This window comes from Paenibacillus dakarensis, from assembly GCF_001373415.1.
Taxonomy (GTDB): Bacteria; Bacillota; Bacilli; order Paenibacillales; family Paenibacillaceae; genus Paenibacillus_AQ; species Paenibacillus_AQ dakarensis.
Map to the genome: position 1 here is coordinate 1 of NZ_CDSE01000038.1, position 17285 is coordinate 17285.

14 protein-coding genes are annotated in these 17285 nt (G+C 47.0%); all 14 read right to left on the reverse strand.

Going from position 1 to position 17285, the window contains the following annotated elements; translation table 11 throughout:
- Positions 1–941, reverse strand: a 941-nt coding sequence (gene mraY / locus BN1234_RS10480) for a phospho-N-acetylmuramoyl-pentapeptide-transferase (RefSeq protein ID WP_054956613.1), incomplete at its 3' end; no start/stop codon positions are given.
- 12 nt (positions 942–953) lie between these two features.
- A complete protein-coding gene (locus tag BN1234_RS10485; protein ID WP_054956614.1) occupies positions 954–2363 on the reverse strand; it encodes a UDP-N-acetylmuramoyl-tripeptide--D-alanyl-D-alanine ligase in 1410 nt (469 codons plus the stop codon).
- On the reverse strand, positions 2363–3847 hold the full coding sequence (locus BN1234_RS10490; protein WP_054956615.1) for a UDP-N-acetylmuramoyl-L-alanyl-D-glutamate--2,6-diaminopimelate ligase: 1485 nt from the start codon (positions 3845–3847) through the stop codon (positions 2363–2365). The genes BN1234_RS10485 and BN1234_RS10490 overlap by 1 nt, the downstream gene beginning before the upstream one ends.
- Positions 3848–3920: 73 nt before the next feature.
- On the reverse strand, positions 3921–5855 hold the full coding sequence (locus tag BN1234_RS10495; RefSeq protein ID WP_054956616.1) for a stage V sporulation protein D: 1935 nt from the start codon (positions 5853–5855) through the stop codon (positions 3921–3923).
- Positions 5856–5940: 85 nt separating this feature from the next.
- Complete coding sequence (locus BN1234_RS10500) at positions 5941–8166, reverse strand: penicillin-binding transpeptidase domain-containing protein (protein WP_054956617.1); 2226 nt, start codon at positions 8164–8166, stop codon at positions 5941–5943.
- Positions 8167–8187: 21 nt separating this feature from the next.
- A complete protein-coding gene (locus tag BN1234_RS10505; RefSeq protein ID WP_054956618.1) occupies positions 8188–8595 on the reverse strand; it encodes a hypothetical protein in 408 nt (135 codons plus the stop codon).
- Between the two features lie 36 nt (positions 8596–8631).
- The gene (rsmH, locus tag BN1234_RS10510) at positions 8632–9585 is read right to left on the reverse strand and encodes a 16S rRNA (cytosine(1402)-N(4))-methyltransferase RsmH (protein WP_054956619.1); all 954 of its coding nucleotides are present in this window, start codon (positions 9583–9585) and stop codon (positions 8632–8634) included.
- Positions 9586–9641: 56 nt separating this feature from the next.
- Positions 9642–10079, reverse strand: coding sequence for a division/cell wall cluster transcriptional repressor MraZ (gene mraZ, locus BN1234_RS10515; RefSeq protein WP_054956620.1), 438 nt, complete (start codon positions 10077–10079; stop codon positions 9642–9644).
- 219 nt (positions 10080–10298) lie between these two features.
- On the reverse strand, positions 10299–11567 hold the full coding sequence (locus tag BN1234_RS10520; RefSeq protein ID WP_054956621.1) for an adenosylhomocysteinase: 1269 nt from the start codon (positions 11565–11567) through the stop codon (positions 10299–10301).
- Positions 11568–11652: 85 nt separating this feature from the next.
- On the reverse strand, positions 11653–13284 hold the full coding sequence (bshC, locus tag BN1234_RS10525) for a bacillithiol biosynthesis cysteine-adding enzyme BshC (RefSeq protein WP_054956622.1): 1632 nt from the start codon (positions 13282–13284) through the stop codon (positions 11653–11655).
- Positions 13285–13439: 155 nt separating this feature from the next.
- Positions 13440–14378, reverse strand: coding sequence for an ABC transporter ATP-binding protein (locus BN1234_RS10530; RefSeq protein WP_054956623.1), 939 nt, complete (start codon positions 14376–14378; stop codon positions 13440–13442).
- Positions 14375–15370 (reverse strand): ABC transporter ATP-binding protein, encoded by a 996-nt coding sequence (locus BN1234_RS10535; protein WP_054956624.1) that lies wholly within the window; start codon positions 15368–15370, stop codon positions 14375–14377. Before BN1234_RS10535 ends, BN1234_RS10530 begins: the two co-directional genes overlap by 4 nt.
- Before the next feature lie 13 nt (positions 15371–15383).
- Complete coding sequence (locus BN1234_RS10540) at positions 15384–16334, reverse strand: ABC transporter permease (protein WP_054956625.1); 951 nt, start codon at positions 16332–16334, stop codon at positions 15384–15386.
- Between the two features lie 4 nt (positions 16335–16338).
- Entirely contained in the window at positions 16339–17271 is a 933-nt protein-coding gene (locus BN1234_RS10545) for an ABC transporter permease (protein WP_054956626.1), read from the reverse strand.
- Between the last annotated feature and the right edge of the window lie 14 nt (positions 17272–17285).

Sequence of the window (17285 nt, forward strand, 5' to 3'; positions counted from 1 at the left end):
CCTAGTCCCGCCAATATAATTCCTACAACCCAAAACGTAATAACCACTCGCCACTCCGACCAGCCGGACAGCTCGAAGTGATGATGAATCGGACTCATTTTGAAGATGCGTTTCCCTCTCGTTTTGAACGAAACCACTTGCAGAACAACCGATAACATCTCCACTACAAACACCCCACCGATCACCAAAAAGAGTAATTCGCTCTTGGTTACGATCGCGATGGCGCCGATGGCACCCCCAATTCCGAGAGAACCTGTATCTCCCATGAATACTTTAGCCGGATGTGCATTAAATACCAGAAACCCGAGAACGGCTCCGATCATTGCAGCAGCACAAAAGGCAGCAGCAAACGATGTTGACTGAATTGCAACAAGCGCATAAGCTCCGAAAGCAATCGCGCTGACACCGGATAGCAATCCGTCCAGTCCGTCCGTAAAGTTAACAGCGTTGCTTATCGCCAGCATCATAATCACGATAAAAGGATAGTAGAACCAGCCGCCCCAGTCAAAAGACCAGTCTGTGCCGGGAACCCCGATCGCAGTGCTGTGGCCGTTTGAAATAAGAAGCCAGCACATGATACCAGCAAATAAAAGCTGCCCAAGCAGTTTTTGAATTGCCGTCAGCCCCAGAGAGCGGCGGAAGACAATCTTCACGTAATCATCCAGGAATCCGATCAAGCCAAATCCAAGCGTACCTACCAGCAGAACATAAAAGTTGGTATCCACCGGTGAAAACTTTAAAAAAGTCAGTGTAAAGGCAAGTAGAATAATAACGCCGCCCATCGTAGGCGTTCCGGCTTTTTTCAGGTGACTTTGCGGACCATCGTCCCGAACCTGCTGACCAAATTTCATCCGGCGAAGCAATGGAATAAGCAGCGGTGCGGATATGACAGCAAGTACGAACGATACGCCGATCGTCAGCAATAACAGTTGAAAGTCCATGAAATCACCCCCTTACAATGCTGTTCCGTTGTGCAAGCTCTTAAGTGCATCCACAACTTCTTCTAATTTCATGCCCCGGGAAGCCTTAACCAAGACGATGTCTTTATTGGACACTTCTTGAACTAAAGCATCGATTAAAGCCTGCTTATCCGAAAACGCTATTACCTGTCCTTCAGGTAAATGCGGGCTTGCCGCCTCTGCCGTGTGAACTGAAAGCGGACCATAAGTATATACCATGTCAACCATGTCCGGTGATAGATAACGTCCTATTTCGGCATGGTATTCCTGTTCATTGTCCCCAAGCTCAAGCATGTCCCCGAGCACAGCAATCCGGCGGCGGTAGCCTTTCATATCAGCTAATACGTCCAAAGCAGCCTTCACAGACACAGGGCTCGCATTGTATGCATCATTCAGCACGGTTACCCCATGCTCTGTCTCTATGCACTCAATTCTCATGCTTGTCAGGCGCAGTCCTGAGAATCCCTCTCGGATTTGCTCATCACTGACACCGTAGTGCTCTGCTGCAGCCAATGCTGCCAGTGCATTGATCACATTATGACGCCCCAAGAGCGGCAGGCTGAAGCCTTCTCCGCTATGTCGATGGGAAGTGAAAATAATTCCCCTGCCATGAAACATGATGCCAGTTGGATAGTCATCATTGTCCTGCTCCGTACCAAAGGTAAAGGTGTTGAAAGAATCAGGTTTCTTGGTTTCCGGCTCAGCCAGCACCATCGGGATAAGCGGCTCATCCCCGTGATAAATCAACAATCCACCTGGCTTCATTCCGCTAATAATCTCTACCTTCGCTCTGGCAATTTCCTCACGGGAGCCCAGTTGAAGCAAATGAGATTCTCCTATATTGGTAATGATCGCCGTGTCTGGCTGTGCTATCGAGGACAGCAGCTCTATTTCGTGGCGTCCGCTCATTCCCATTTCGAGTACAACAATCTCTGTATCTTCCGGCATATCTAGTACAGTAAGCGGAAGTCCAATCTGATTATTGAAATTGCCTTGTGTTTTGTGGACCTTGAACTTTGTCTCAAGCAGCGCTGTGACCATATCTTTCACTGTTGTTTTACCGTTGCTGCCGGTAATCCCAACAACCTTGGCTTCACTCTCCTTCAGATAAGAAGATGCCAATGACTGCAGGGCAACCAGTGTGTCCTGTACCAGAATCACCGGACCCTCGGGCGGAGTACCATGATCCTCCTGCCACAAAATAGCCCCAGCTCCAGAAGCGAGTGCCTGATCTGCATAGTCGTGACCGTCAAATCGTTCACCTGCCAATGGTACATAGAGACAGCCCTTATTTATTTTTCTGGAGTCTGTACTTACACCTTGAATCATAACTTCTTCAGCTTGTTTACGCGTAAGCGCACCGCCGCACATAGCGGCGATGCTTCTTAATGGTTTATGAATCACTATTTTCTGCCCCTTATCACTTCTTTTGCAACGATGCGGTCATCAAAATCAAACACTTTTCCCGCAATCAGTTGGTAGGTCTCATGGCCTTTCCCCGCAATCAATACTACATCTCCCGGGCTTGCCATTTCAATAGCCTTTTTAATTGCTTGCCTGCGGTCTACAATAAGCTGGTATCGCTCTTCTGATACACGGTCCTCCAGCAGGCCTGCTTCAATATCCTTCAGAATGAACTCGGGATTCTCAGTTCGTGGATTATCAGACGTAATAAATACCATATCACTTAGCCTGGCTGCAATTTTCCCCATCAATGGACGCTTTGTTCGATCCCGGTCGCCTCCGCAGCCAAATACCGTTAAAATGCGTCCTTGAGCAAATTCTTTCACTGTACGGAGCACATTATCCAGCCCATCCGGTGTATGAGCGTAATCCACAATAACCGCGTATGGCTGCCCTTCATCAACAACCTCGACTCTGCCCTCTACCCCGGAAACTGATTCGAGGCTTTTCTTAATGGTCTGAAGCGGCACTTCTTCAAGCAGTGCTGCGGTGATCGCAGCCAGTGTGTTATACACATTGAACTTGCCTATCATCTTCAGCGATATATCTGCGCTCCCCCGAAAGGTATCCACATGAAATGAAGTCCCCTGCGCAGTAATGGCAATGTTAGCAGCGCGAACATCCGCCGTATCATTCAGACCATATGTGATGACCTCGGCGGCTGTCAATTTCGCAAATGTTGCGGAAGCTTTATCATCTGCATTAAGAACTGCATACTTCCGATGCTTCGGATCCTTGGCAAAAGCATTGCCCAGTCTTGAAAAAAACAGTCCTTTCGCATTCTTGTATTCTTCCACCGAATTATGATAGTCCAGATGGTCCTGTGTCAAATTCGTAAATACAGCCGTTCGAAAATCTGTTCCCTTCACTCTGCCCTGCTCAAGCGCATGGGAAGATACCTCCATTGCACAGAACTCCGTACCTGCCTCTACCATGTCACTAAGACTTTTTTGCAGTTCCAGCGCCTCCGGGGTTGTTCCGGGCATTGGAATCTTTTTTCCGTCATACTTCATATGAATCGTACCGATCAGGCCGGTCTTAAGCCCAAAATCACTCATAATTTTATCAATAAGATAGGTTGTTGTTGTCTTTCCGTTCGTACCGGTCACACCTATGATTGTCATGCGCTGGCTTGGATGCCCATAAAACGCATCTGCAAGAGCAGCCATCGCAAATCGGCAATCCTTAACCAAAACCTGAGGCAAAGCTGTATCCAACCGCCGGTTTACAACAAGAGCGGCCGCTCCCTTTCGTTCAGCTTCACTTGCATAATCATGTCCGTCAACGGTATGGCCCGGGAGGCAGATGAATAAATCACCGGGAATCACCTTTCTTGAGTCCGCCTGAAGTCTTGAGCAGTTAACCTCGCCATTGCCTATTAACACAGCAGAGGCTAAAACGGATGTCAATTCATTTAATTTCATCGTCATCCCTCCATATGTGCACACTTACTATTCATATCTCTATTTACAGCAGATATGACAGCTGGTGAGCATGCTAATCTTCAGACGAACCTTTCCCCATATAGATCCGGATCGTTGAACCGCGTTCCACACGGCTGCCCGGCTTGGGAGCTTGATTGATTACCGTATCTCCGGTGCCTGATTTGGCAAGCATAAAATTCATGTTCAAATCTTCATAAAGGTCCTGTACGGTGGCACCAATGAGGTTCGGTACCGTTACCGTCGGTGTCTCTCCGTATTTGTACACTCTTGGAAGCTGATCTTTACGTTGTGGAACCTGCATATAATGCAGTGCATCCTCTAGAATATTCTGTACGATCGGTGCCGCTACAACGCCTCCGAACTGAATGCCTTTCGGATTGTCTACTGCCGTATATACAACGATTTGCGGATCATCTGCCGGTGCAAAACCGATGAAGGAGACGATATGCTCTGTTGAAGAATACCGACCGTTAATTACCTTCTGAGCTGTTCCTGTTTTGCCGCCAACCCGGTAGCCGTCAATAAAGGCCGGACGCCCGGTGCCTTTTGCAACGACACTCTCCAGCGCTTCTCTCACTTGCATGGAGGTGTTCTCTGAAACAACCTGCCTCACGGGTTCAGGCTTTATCTCTTCAATTACCTCGCCGGTCTCCGGGTGTACCCAAGCTTTGGCGATATGAGGCTGATACAATTTCCCGCCGTTGATAGCAGCAGAAACGGCAGCTACCTGTTGAATCGGTGTCACGGAAACCCCCTGTCCAAATGCGGTGGTAGCCAATTCTACCGGACCAACGTTGGACAGCTTAAACAAGATACCATTTCCCTCGCCGATCAGGTCCACACCTGTCTTCGTTCCAAATCCGAAGTCGCGGATATATTGGAATAATGTCTCTTTTCCAAGCCTCTGGCCGAGTGCCACAAAGCCTGGGTTACAGGAGTTCTGAACAACCTCCATAAACGTTTGGCTTCCGTGTCCTCCCTTTTTCCAGCAGCGAAGTCTTGCTCCACTTACCTCCACAGCGCCGGGATCGAAGAAATGCTCATTCTTCAGGTTAACCTTTCCCTCTTCGAGCGCAGCTGCAAGTGTGATGATCTTGAATGTCGAGCCTGGCTCGTAGGTCATCCAGATCGGAAGATTCCGGTTGTAGATCTCGGGAGCAAATTCCTTATACTTTCCCGGGGAATAACCCGGTCGGCTTGCCATAGCCAGAATTTCACCGTTCTTCGGATTCATGGCAATGGCCCAGCTTGCATTCGCTTGGTATTTAACCATCGCTTGATCCAATTCACGTTCCATAATGGACTGTATGGATTTATCAATAGTAAGTTCCAGATTTAATCCATCTCTCGGCTTCATGTATTTCTCCGAAGAACCTGGCATTAAGCGTCCGCCCGCATCAGACAGATAGGATATGCTGCCATTGAGCCCTCTCAGCTTGTCATCAAACATCTTTTCCGTTCCTGTTAAACCCTGATTATCAATCCCGGTAAAGCCTAGAATATGAGCAGCCAGACCACCGAAAGGATAGTAACGCATATTATCCTCAGCAACAACGATACCCGGCAGCTTTAAATCACGAATCTTCTGAGCGAGCTCCATCGTAATTTTCCGTCCGCCGGGTTTAAGCCGCTCTACCATGGAGCCTCGCTTCGTAATAATCTTTTTTACATCAGCTTCGTTCATATCAAGCAATGAAGCAAGTGTTCTAGCGGTATGATCCGGCTCTTTGATCTGAACCGGGATGGCCATAATCGTTGGCGTACTGATATTCGTAACAAGCGCCTCTCCATTACGGTCCAATATTTCTCCCCGCTCCGCTGTGAACGGGATGTTGCGCCTCCAAGACTCCTCTGCCTTTGCTGAGAGCTCCGCTCCTTTACCAATCTGAACATATGCAAGCCGGACAACAAGCGCAGCGAACAACAGAATCAGCAGCAGCAGAGCCCAAAGCAGTCTCCGTCTTTGAGATACCTTAGATACTTTCAACTTGCTCCCCCCCCCAATCGAACCCATTAGCTCATGAAATGCGTTTATCACATGAGTATTCGGGACAACCAGGGGTTAGAACAAGCTATTCGTGTTCTGCTTCAGTCTTATCCTGACCGGCACCATCCGTCTCTTCACCGGTCTCGGCTGAGGCAGCTTCCTTGACGGTATCTGCAGCGGATTGAAGCGTAAGGTAGACGACACGCTGACCCTTTTCAGTTATTTCTTTTTGCTCGGAAACATAACCTTCTCCCTGCACTTGAACCCGCACCTTCATTAAGGTGAGAACCTCCATCGCATCTCTTAGCGATTCACCCTTAAGATTCGGGATCTTCATTGCAGTTCCTTCCTCTGTCAAAAGGTAGATTTTCTGCCCGGCTGTCATGGATGCTCCAGGCGGCGGATACTGCTTCTTAACAGTACTTCCTTGTCCTAACGTTTCAAATGCAATTCCTTCAGCGAGAAGCTTGGCTTTAACCTCACTCACTTTCATATCTGCCAAATCTGCAACTTTAGGGAGGTTTGAAGCATTAGTCTTTTTCTTGTTATCCTGTTTGTCCTGCTTGTCTTGTGATTGAGACTTAGGAACTCCCCAATGCTTCAGGGTCTGGGATACAATTTTTTGAAATACCGGTGCTGCTGCTCTTCCGCCGCCGACCTTCTCGTTCGGCTCGTCAATGATGACAAGCACGGCAATTTTCGGATCATCAACAGGAGCATACCCGATAAAAGATACAACGGCTTTGGAATTATCACTATAATCCCCTTTAACGGCTGTACCCGTTTTACCCGCTACACGATAGCCTTCAATATAGGCAAAATGACCAGTACCCTTTTCTTGGTCAGCTACGACCTGCTCCAGATACTCGCTTGTTTTTCTGGAAGTCTCAGGGCTGATCACCTGACGAATAAGCTCAGGTTCAATAATTGTTTTTTCACCGGTATTCGGATCCTCAATTTCTTTCACAATTTGAGGTTTCATCAGTTTACCGCCATTTGCCACAGCGGATATTGCAGCGAGCTGCTGGATTGGAGTAACTGACACTGCATAGCCGTAGGGAACGGTTGATATATCAATATCTTTTTCCATATTCATACGACCAAGACCTTCACCCGGCAGATCGATCCCCGTTCTTTCACTAAAACCAAAAGCATTAATATAATTCTTCAATCGCTCTTTACCGAGCATTTCGTAACCCAGTTTTACAAAGGCGACGTTACTGGATCGCTTTACACCTTCCAGGAAAGTGATTTCTCCCCATCCGCCAGCCTCAATGTCACGGTGTGTTCTTCCTCCAGCTTTGATTGAGCCGGATTTATAAGTAGCATCCGGATTAAACAATTTCTCTTGAATGGCACTCGCAAGCGTGACAATCTTAAATGTTGAACCAGGTTCATATGTTGAACTGACTGCGTGATTTCTATAACTCTCTACATCGTATTCCCAATATGTATTTGGGTCAAAAGTTGGCATATTCGCCATTCCCAAAATCTCCATTGTGTTGGGATCAGCTGCAATAACCGTCATACTGACGGGATTATATTGCTCATATGCCTCACGCATCGCGTCTTCGATATAATACTGGATTGTATCATCGATCGTCAGCTTAAAATTCTTTCCATTTTTGGGAGGCTGGTAAACCTCGTCAGCAGAAGGAACCTTAACCCCTTTTTTGTCACTCTGGTATTTCGCAAAGCCGTTAACACCCTTCAGCTGATCATCAAAATACTTCTCAAACCCTGCCACTGCAGCCCCTTGCTGCCGGTCTGTAAAGCCTAACAAATGAGCGGCTAATGTCATTCTCGGGTAATACCGTTTCTTCTCGGTAACCACTGAAATGCCTGAATCTGCAATCTTACCCGCTTTCTTCAGCTGCATTTCCAGCTTCTCCTTAAGGGCAAGGACCTGGTCTTTCTGCTCCTCATCGTTATTTCGAATTTCACGGTAGACCCGGTATTCTCCATCAGCTTTGGCAGTTGCAAGCTTTCTGATTTCAGAATCACTTTTGCCTAATGCTCGTTTAAGGCCATCAACGACATCATCTACAAGATCATTTTCATGAATTACCTTTGGATTCAGAGTAACCGTATAAGTCGGTGCATCCATCGCCAGAATGTCTCCATCCCGATCCGTAATCGTCCCCCGGGAAGCGATTAATGTCTCCTTTCGGTTCCAGTTTGCCATCGCTCTTTCCTGCCAAAATTCATTATCAATGACCTGCAGATAGAAAACACGTCCAATCAATAAAGCAAAAAAGAGGGTAATTACTCCCCCTATTAGCAATGTACGCATTTTAATTTTTTTTATCATCGGTCCAACCTCACTGTTATTCTAGTTTTGTCCCGACGGTACATTAGGTGTATCTGTTGTCCCTGTTGCTGCGGGTACATGAATTGCATCTCCTTGCTCAGCCTGTACATAGCCGAGCTCTTTTGCCTTCTGGACAATCCCCATCTCCAAATTTTGCTTCTTCACCTGAAGTGTGTCGATGCCCTTGTTCAGCGTGTCGATTTGAGAGTCGGCTTTTTGAATCTGACGATTCATATCGTAAATTCTCACATGGCTCATTCCAATCAAGCACATCACTACAACAACAAATAACACAGACATGATGTAGAGAAGCTTTTCTCTCTTCGGCAGCTGAGACCGACGCTTAATGACAGTCGTCTTCTCCACATATTGTAATTGCTGTTCCTTCTGTCTTTCCTGTACGGCCAAATTGCCGCGGGTATAGGCCATGGCTGATTTCTCCTTCATTTTGTATTTCTAAGCATGCTATAACTTTTCTGCGATACGCAGCTTGGCCGAACGAGCGCGGGGATTAAGCGCTAACTCTGCTTCGCTAGGTACGATCGGTTTCCGATTCACAAGTTTCAAGGTACCCTGGCCGCCTCCGCATACACACATCGGAAAGTCGGGCGGACAAGTACACTTCGGAATATAACTGTTAAATATCTGCTTGCAAATCCGGTCCTCCAGAGAGTGGAAAGTAATGACGGAAACCCGTCCTCCCGGTGCTAAACAGCGTACGGCTTGATGTAATGCATCCTTAAATGCGCCCAGTTCATCATTCACTGCAATACGTAATGCCTGAAAGCTGCGTTTTGCCGGATGGCCTCCCGTTCTGCGTGCCGCAGCCGGAATACCTTCTTTAATCATATCGACCAATTGCCCTGTGGTTTGAATGGGGCTAATGGCCCGCCTTTCACAAATAACCTTGGCGATCCGCCTTGAAAATTTCTCTTCACCATACTCGAACAAAATCTTGGCGATTTCCTGTTCTGACCATTCATTCACGATGTCTGCTGCCGTAAGCTCTGCAGACTGATCCATCCGCATATCGAGCGGTGCATCGTGATTATAGCTGAACCCTCTCTCTCCCTCGTCAAATTGCGGGGATGATACGCCCAAATCAAACAAAATACCGTCGACCAGCGGTGGGTTATCCTCGTCACGACCGACTTCGCTGCTGAGTACCTCCTCCAAATCGCGGAAATTCGTCTTGACCAGAGTAACCCTGTCCCCATAGGGTTTCAAAACCTCTTTCGCGTTATCAAGTGCCCAGTCATCTTGATCTAGTGCAATCAAGCGTCCTTCTTGGCCCAGTTTGGAAGCAATCAGCGAGCTGTGACCCGCTCCTCCCAGTGTACAGTCAACATATATACCGTCTGGTTTGATGCGCAGCCCTTCTGTTGCTTCTTCTTTAAGCACCGTGATGTGATGAAACAAGCTGCAGCCCTCCATAATTGTCTACTCATTCCGCATGTAATGATGATGCGGATTGGTTATAGGTCAAAATCAAAATCGACCAGTTTCTCAGCGATGTCATTAAATGCTTCTTCTGATTGCTCGTAGTACTTCTGCCACTGCTCTTTGCTCCAAATCTCCACTCGGTTTGAAACGCCGATTACAACGCATTCCTTATCGAGTTTCGCGAATTCCCGCAAATTGCCTGGCAGATTTACCCTTCCCTGTTTATCCCATTCACATTCCGTCGCCCCTGAGAAAAAAAAGCGGGTGAACGCACGTGCGTCAGACTTCATGAGGGGGAGGGATTTAAGCTTTTGTTCCATAATAGCCCATTCCTCAGTGGGATATACAAAGAGGCACTGGTCTAATCCACGGGTTACAATAAAAGAGCTGCCAAGAAGATCCCTGAACTTTGCAGGGATGATGATTCTCCCCTTGTCATCGATGCTATGCTGAAATTCCCCCATAAACATCAGGCCCACTCACTCCCTTAACCCCGAATCCCCACTTTGCACCACTTTCCACCACTTTAGGATAATAGATTCGGCATTAAGAATCAAATTCCTTCAAGCAGCTCATAGTTTTTTTCTTCGGTCTGCTCGCTTCACACCTCAAAAAAACCCTTATCAGAATTCAATACTGAATTCGATAAGGGTTTCAACAAGACAGCTTAAAACCTTGCCCCGCAAGGATTAGTGCTGTGCCCAGCTATTCAAATAAGCGGTTTGCGTTTCACTAAGCTTATCAATATGGATTCCAACACTTTCTAGCTTATAACGCGCCACCTGTTCATCCAGTTCATAAGGAACGTTCACGACCCGGCTGCTAATCTTGTTATAATTATCATTCACATATTTCAGGGAGAGAGCTTGCAGCGCAAAGGTCATATCCATAATCTCCGCCGGATGGCCGTCACCTGCAGCCAAGTTTACGAGGCGCCCTTCTGCAAGAAGGTAGATTTTACGGCCATCATGCAATTGGTATTCTTCAATATTACGACGTACAGTTCGTACCAATGTCGAACGGGAAGCCAAATCCGGCTTGTTTACTTCAACATCAAAGTGTCCTGCATTGGACAGAATCGCTCCATCCTTCATGACATCATAATGTTCTCCACTAATGACATCCCGGTTACCAGTAACTGTTACGAAAAAGTCACCAAGCTTGGCTGCTTCACCCATCGGCATCACACGGAAGCCGTCCATATATGCTTCAACTGCTTTAATGGCATCGACTTCGGTAACAATGACATTCGCGCCGAGTCCCTTAGCCCGCATAGCTACTCCTTTTCCACACCAACCGTATCCAACTACGACGACAGTCTTGCCTGCTACAACCAAATTCGTCGTCCGGTTGATTCCATCCCATACCGATTGTCCGGTACCATAACGGTTATCGAACAGATATTTGCAGTATGCATCATTCACAGCAACCATCGGGAAGGTCAGCGCGCCTTCCTTTTCCAGTGACTTCAAACGTAGAATACCGGTTGTCGTCTCTTCGGCTCCGCCTCTAATTCCATCAAGCAGATCAGGGCGCTCCGCGTGGAGAATCGTGACGAGGTCGCCACCGTCATCAATTAAGAGATCAGGCTTGGTCTCCAGAGCTCGTATAAGGAGTTCTTTATACTCTTCAGGCTCAGGATTATATTTGGCGAAGACTGTAATTCCATCCTCTACCAAAGCCGCACATACATCATCTTGTGTAGATAACGGGTTGCTTCCCGTAATTGTAACCTCGGCGCCTCCAGCCTGTACAACCTTGGCCAGATAAGCTGTCTTCGCTTCAAGATGGAGGGAGATTGCTACTTTCAGTCCCTTGAACGGCTGTTCCTCCTCGAACTGCTTTCGCACCCGATTGAGGACAGGCATATGCGCCTCCACCCAATCAATTTTCAAATGTCCTTCCGGTGCAAGCTTCAAATCCTTGATAACGCTATTCTGAATTGACATCGAGCTCATAAGACAGCCTCCCTAAACATGAAATTTGCAGTACGACTATAATATATTCAAACGCTATGCTTAAAACCTGTCTGAGCAATAAAAATCAGAGATATACAGCCCGGTGAATACCCGAATCGTCATAAGGAATGCTCATAAGCTCATCCACTAATGAAAGTCCATACCGATTAAGATAGTAGTAAATGTTATACACTCTTTCCTGGGGCCGGCCAAGAGGAGCGATCGATTGACGAATCAGTTCCCATTGCCGCAATAAAGCGTCCTGCTGCTGTTCCAGGGATGATTTCGTTTTGTTCAGCAGAAAATCCATTTGGGCCAGAATTTTCGCTTGATTACTTTGTCCCAGCTTCATCAGCCCAGGCTGCAGATCCGACAGCTCTTTCAGCAGAGGCTCATAAAGCCGATTAAACGACTCCTTCGTCTCTTCAAAGCGTTGGTCCAAATCGAGACCATATATGCCTGAAAGCCATTCCTTCCTTTTCACCTCGAAGCTTGCATGAATTTCCTGGAATGTCAGATTATATTTTTCCATATATTTTTGCGAGGAACTATCCACGATTGTAAAAGACATCCGGGGCAAGATCAAGGGCATTTGAAGCCCCATCTCTTCAAAAGCATACCGCGTAATTGCCCAGTAAGATATTTCGCCTTGGCCCAGTACAGTACCCAGCACCGGGAGCAAGGAATCCTGCATAATAGGTCGGGTTAATACATTATTACTGAACCGTTCCGGATGCTCTATAAGCTCGGCAAGAAGCTCGGTTTCAGAGAAGGAAACGAGGCCTTTTCGATCTGTAAATTCCCCGTTGTTCTTGAACAGCAGAATTCGTTTATCCCCTTTAAGGTAAAACAAGTTTGCGCCATTCTCGGCTACATCGGCTTGAAGATCATACCCGAGACCCATCATATCCCTTGCTGCTAACTGATAGGATTGGCCTAAAGAGTCGTTCTTTCGGATTATTTTTTCGAATATTGGTATTTCCAATGCTCTCAGGTTTGGATCTGCTGAATCTAGCAGAACAAGACCATATTTACCGAACATTTCACCCATCAGTTTAGCAAATGCATCACTGAGGCCTGCCGAACTCATTACGGCTTTGCGAAGCAAATCCATGACCGTAGACTTGTGTTCGCTGTCTTGCAGCAGCTGCTGCATTTCATCCAGCACACGCTTCCACTGTTCTTCTTTAACCGCTGTAAAGCTAACGGAAGTTCGTGAGCTTTCTTTATGGTGCATTCTTATCTTGCTTACCTCAAGTTCGTCCGACATAACATAGGTATGATTCACTTCATCCCAGTCATGGTCTTCCCCTGCAATCCAAAACAAAGGAACCACCGGTCTTCCCAGCTTCTTCTCAGCCTCTCTAGCTGCCTGAATAATCGTGACCGCTTTATGAACAACAAGCATCGGTCCCGTAAATAAACCGCTCTGTTGTCCCCCGGTAATTACCAAGGTACCTTCCTGCTCCAATAAATCAAGAGATTTATGTACCGCTTCATGTGGATTAAATCTTTCATTATATGATCGAAGACAAGCTGCTAATGCCTTGCGGCTTATGCGGTTCTCCTCAGTTCGATCAAGCCAGTCCAAACGCTGTACCCAGCTGTGTCCGTCACGATAGTTACCACCGTAAAACCCGCTCACTAAATCGAAACGGTCCATGTAATCCTGTGCCAGACGTGAAGCGCCCGAAAGCGGCTCTGGAACTATATTCATGAGGTATGCCTCCATTCTGCTTTTACCTAACAGGTTAACTTACTTTAGTAAAGCCCTTTATTGATTGTACCGAATGATGATGTTCTCCGTCAAAGGAAAAAGAAAAACCGTCAGCTCTGAAGCTGACGGTGCAAAACTATAGATAATTTTTGTGTTTAAGCGTAAGCCTTGGCAACCCAATGACCCTTAGAGACTTCCACTAATTCAGTGTCTTTCTCCTCAAGAACCACAGTGCCGTCTTCACCTTTAGCTGCAGAGATAGGTCCCTGCATATCATTTTCCAGCATGAGACGTTTTTTGTTCGCTTCAATCTCCGGATCAGGAATCGGAATCGCGGACAGCAGTGTTTTCGTATAAGGATGGATCGGATTCGCGTACAGTTCCTCACTGTCAGCAAGCTCTACCATTTTTCCAAGATACATAACCGCTACACGGTCGCTGATATGCTTAACCATGGACAAGTCATGGGCAATAAACAGGTAGGTCAATCCAAGACGATCTTGCAAATCCTTCAACAGGTTGACCACCTGCGCCTGAATCGAAACGTCGAGTGCTGAAATCGGCTCGTCACAAATAATAAATTTCGGATTCACAGCAAGTGCGCGGGCAATACCGATCCGCTGACGCTGACCACCGGAGAACTCGTGCGGATAGCGCGTAGCATGGTCACTGTTCAAGCCGACCATATCCAGCAGCTCCTCCACCCGTTTTTTACGTTCAGCCCGGCTGCCGGCCATCCCGTGAATATCCAGTGCCTCGCCGATGATGTCCGTAACAGTGAATCGTGGATTAAGTGATGCATACGGATCCTGGAAGATCATCTGCATATCACGACGCATTGCCTTCATTTTCTTGGGAGACAGCTTGTAAATGTCTGTACCATTAAACATCACGCTTCCGGCAGTTGGTTCATACAGACGGAGAATGGTTCGTCCAGCTGTAGATTTACCACAACCAGACTCACCAACCATACCGAGCGTTTCGCCTTCACGTATATTGAAGTTCAAATCGTCTACTGCTTTTAGAATCTGGCCTTTTCCGACATTGAAATATTTTTTCAGGCCTTTAACTTCAATTAGATTGTTGCTTTTCATGATGACTCAGCCTCCCGTGCCATGGGATGATGGTTCCAGCAACGGGCCATATGCGTGTCGCTGAATTCCGTTGCACCCGGATCGATTCGTTCACAAATTCTCATCGCCTCATCACAGCGGGCGCAGAACGGGCAGCCCACAGGCGGCTTAATCAGGTCAGGCGGCGTACCGATAATCGGAATAAGCGGCTCATTCTTCTTCTGATCCAGGCGCGGCATGGAACGGAGAAGACCTTTTGTATAAGGATGCTGCGGGTTTTTGAAAATTTCCCATTTCGTACCCGTCTCTACAACTTCACCCGCGTACATTACGATCACACGGTCACACATGCCGGCTACCACACCGAGATCATGCGTAATCAATATAATGGAAGTACCAAGTCGTTCCTGCATATCCTTCATAACATCCATAATCTGAGCCTGTATGGTAACGTCAAGCGCGGTCGTCGGCTCATCCGCAATAAGCAGCGACGGATTACACGCAAGTGCAATGGCAATCATCGCACGCTGACGCATACCACCGGAAAATTCATGAGGATACTGGTTGAAGCGTTCCTCGGCATTCTTGATTCCGACCAGCTTAAGCATTTCTATTGCCCGCTTCTTCGCTTCACCGGAAGACATGCCTTGATGCTTTATGAGCACTTCTGTAATCTGCTTGCCTATTCTAATGGTCGGATTCAAGGAAGTCATCGGATCCTGAAAGATCATGCCGATGTCTTTACCGCGAATCGCTTCCATCTGCTTATTCGTTTTCTTCAGAAGATCTTGTCCTCTGAAAATAATCTCACCTTTTTTAATCTCTGACGGCGGGGACGGAATCAGACGCATAATGGTCTGTGCGGTGACACTTTTACCACTGCCGGATTCACCGACAATAGCAACGGTCTCCCCTTTGCCGACTTCAAAATTCACACCGCGTACAGCTTTTACTTCTCCGCCGCGTACACGGAACGAAACATTGAGATCTTTAACTTGCAAAATCGGTTCCATACCTACCCACCTCCTATTTCTTCAGTTTCGGATCCAGAGCATCACGCAAACCATCACCGAAAATATTAAATGCGAGCATAGTCAAGCTGATAAAGAGAGCCGGGAACAGCATCCGCCAAGGATAGTACATCCAGCCGGATAATGCATCGTTGATCATGGAACCCCAAGAAGCAACCGGTGCTTGAACACCAAGACCCAGGAAGCTGAGGAATGACTCAGCGAAGATTGCATTTGGCACGGACAAGGTTAGTGTAACGATGATTGGTCCAAGTGCATTCGGAATCAGGTGACGGAACAACAATCTTGGAGCACTTGCCCCCATCGAACGGGAAGCCAGTACAAATTCCCTGTTCTTCAGCTGCATAATCTCGCCCCGGACAATCCATGACATATTAATCCAGCCGGTAATCGTCAAAGCCAGTATGATCGTACCTAAACTTGGTTCAAATACGACCAGCAGCAAAATTGTAACCAGCAGATAAGGAATAGAATACAAAATTTCTGCAAACTTGTTCATAAATTCATCGACGCGACCGCCAAAGTAGCCCATCACGCCGCCGTAAATGACACCAATCATAAGGTCAATTGCCGCCGCCGCAAGGCCGACAACCAAGGAAATTCTAGCGCCCATCCATGTACGGACAAACACATCACGCCCCAGATCGTCGGTGCCGAACCAATGCTCCGAAGAAGGAGGCATGTTCGTGTTCATGAGATCATTCGTTTCATAGTCATATTCCGACATCATCGGTCCAAAAATGGCCATAAATATAATTAGAATAAGGACAATCAGGCCGGTCATGGCGAGTTTGTTCTTACGAAGTCTTTCCCAAGAATCGCGCCAAGAGGATAAGCTCTCACGCTGAATGACTTCGGATTGTTTCTCATCGACTCCTATTTTCTGGAAATCTTCAGGTGTCAGGTTTTGTGCCGCGGGATTCGGTATAGTCTGTTCTGTCGCCATGATGTTAGCCCTCCTTCCGGCCGCTAAGTTTAATACGCGGATCTACCAATACATAAGCAATATCCGTTAAGAAGCGAGCAAGCATCAGCAGAATTCCATAAAAAATCGTAATCCCCATGATCACGGTATAGTCACGGTTCGTAATACTATCAACGAACTGCTTGCCAATGCCGCCGATTCCAAAGATTTGTTCAATAACTACGGAACCGGTAATAATGTTGGCTGTCATTGGACCTACATAGGTTACGACAGGCAGAATACCGTTTCGAATTACGTGACGGAACATAATCGCAATCCAGTTCAGCCCTTTAGCTTTTGCGGTTTTAATATAATCCGCATGCAGCACTTCAAGCATGCTGGAACGAGTCAAACGCGCGATAAACGCAATCGGCTGGGCAGAAAGCGCCATAACCGGAAGCACATAATCCAGTGGACCGTCAAAGCCCATGACGTTAAACAGGCCCGCCTTTTCAGCAAGCACGTACTGAAGCAGCGATGCGAGTACAAAGCTCGGAACTGCAATACCCAATACCGAAACAATCATAGCAACACTATCTATTAATTTGCGGTGATATAGTGCTGCCAGCATACCAAGCAGTACACCGACAATCACAGAAACAACAATGGCAATCAAACCTAATTTCAGAGATGGGGCAAATGTTTCTGTGATAATATCCGTTACACTTTGACCTTGGTGCTTCATTGACAATCCAAAATCACCATGCAAAATATTCCCTAAATATTTCGTGTACTGCTGAAAAATCGGTTTATCCAAATCATATTGCTCCATCAGCCGCGCTAAGATTTCAGGCGACGGCTTCTTTTCTCCCATGAACGGATCGCCCGGAATGGCCTTCATGAGAAAAAAAGTGGCTGAGATCAATATGAACAACGATACAAGCATGTAAAAGAACTTACTTGCTACATACCTCAGCATCCCGCTTCCCCCTT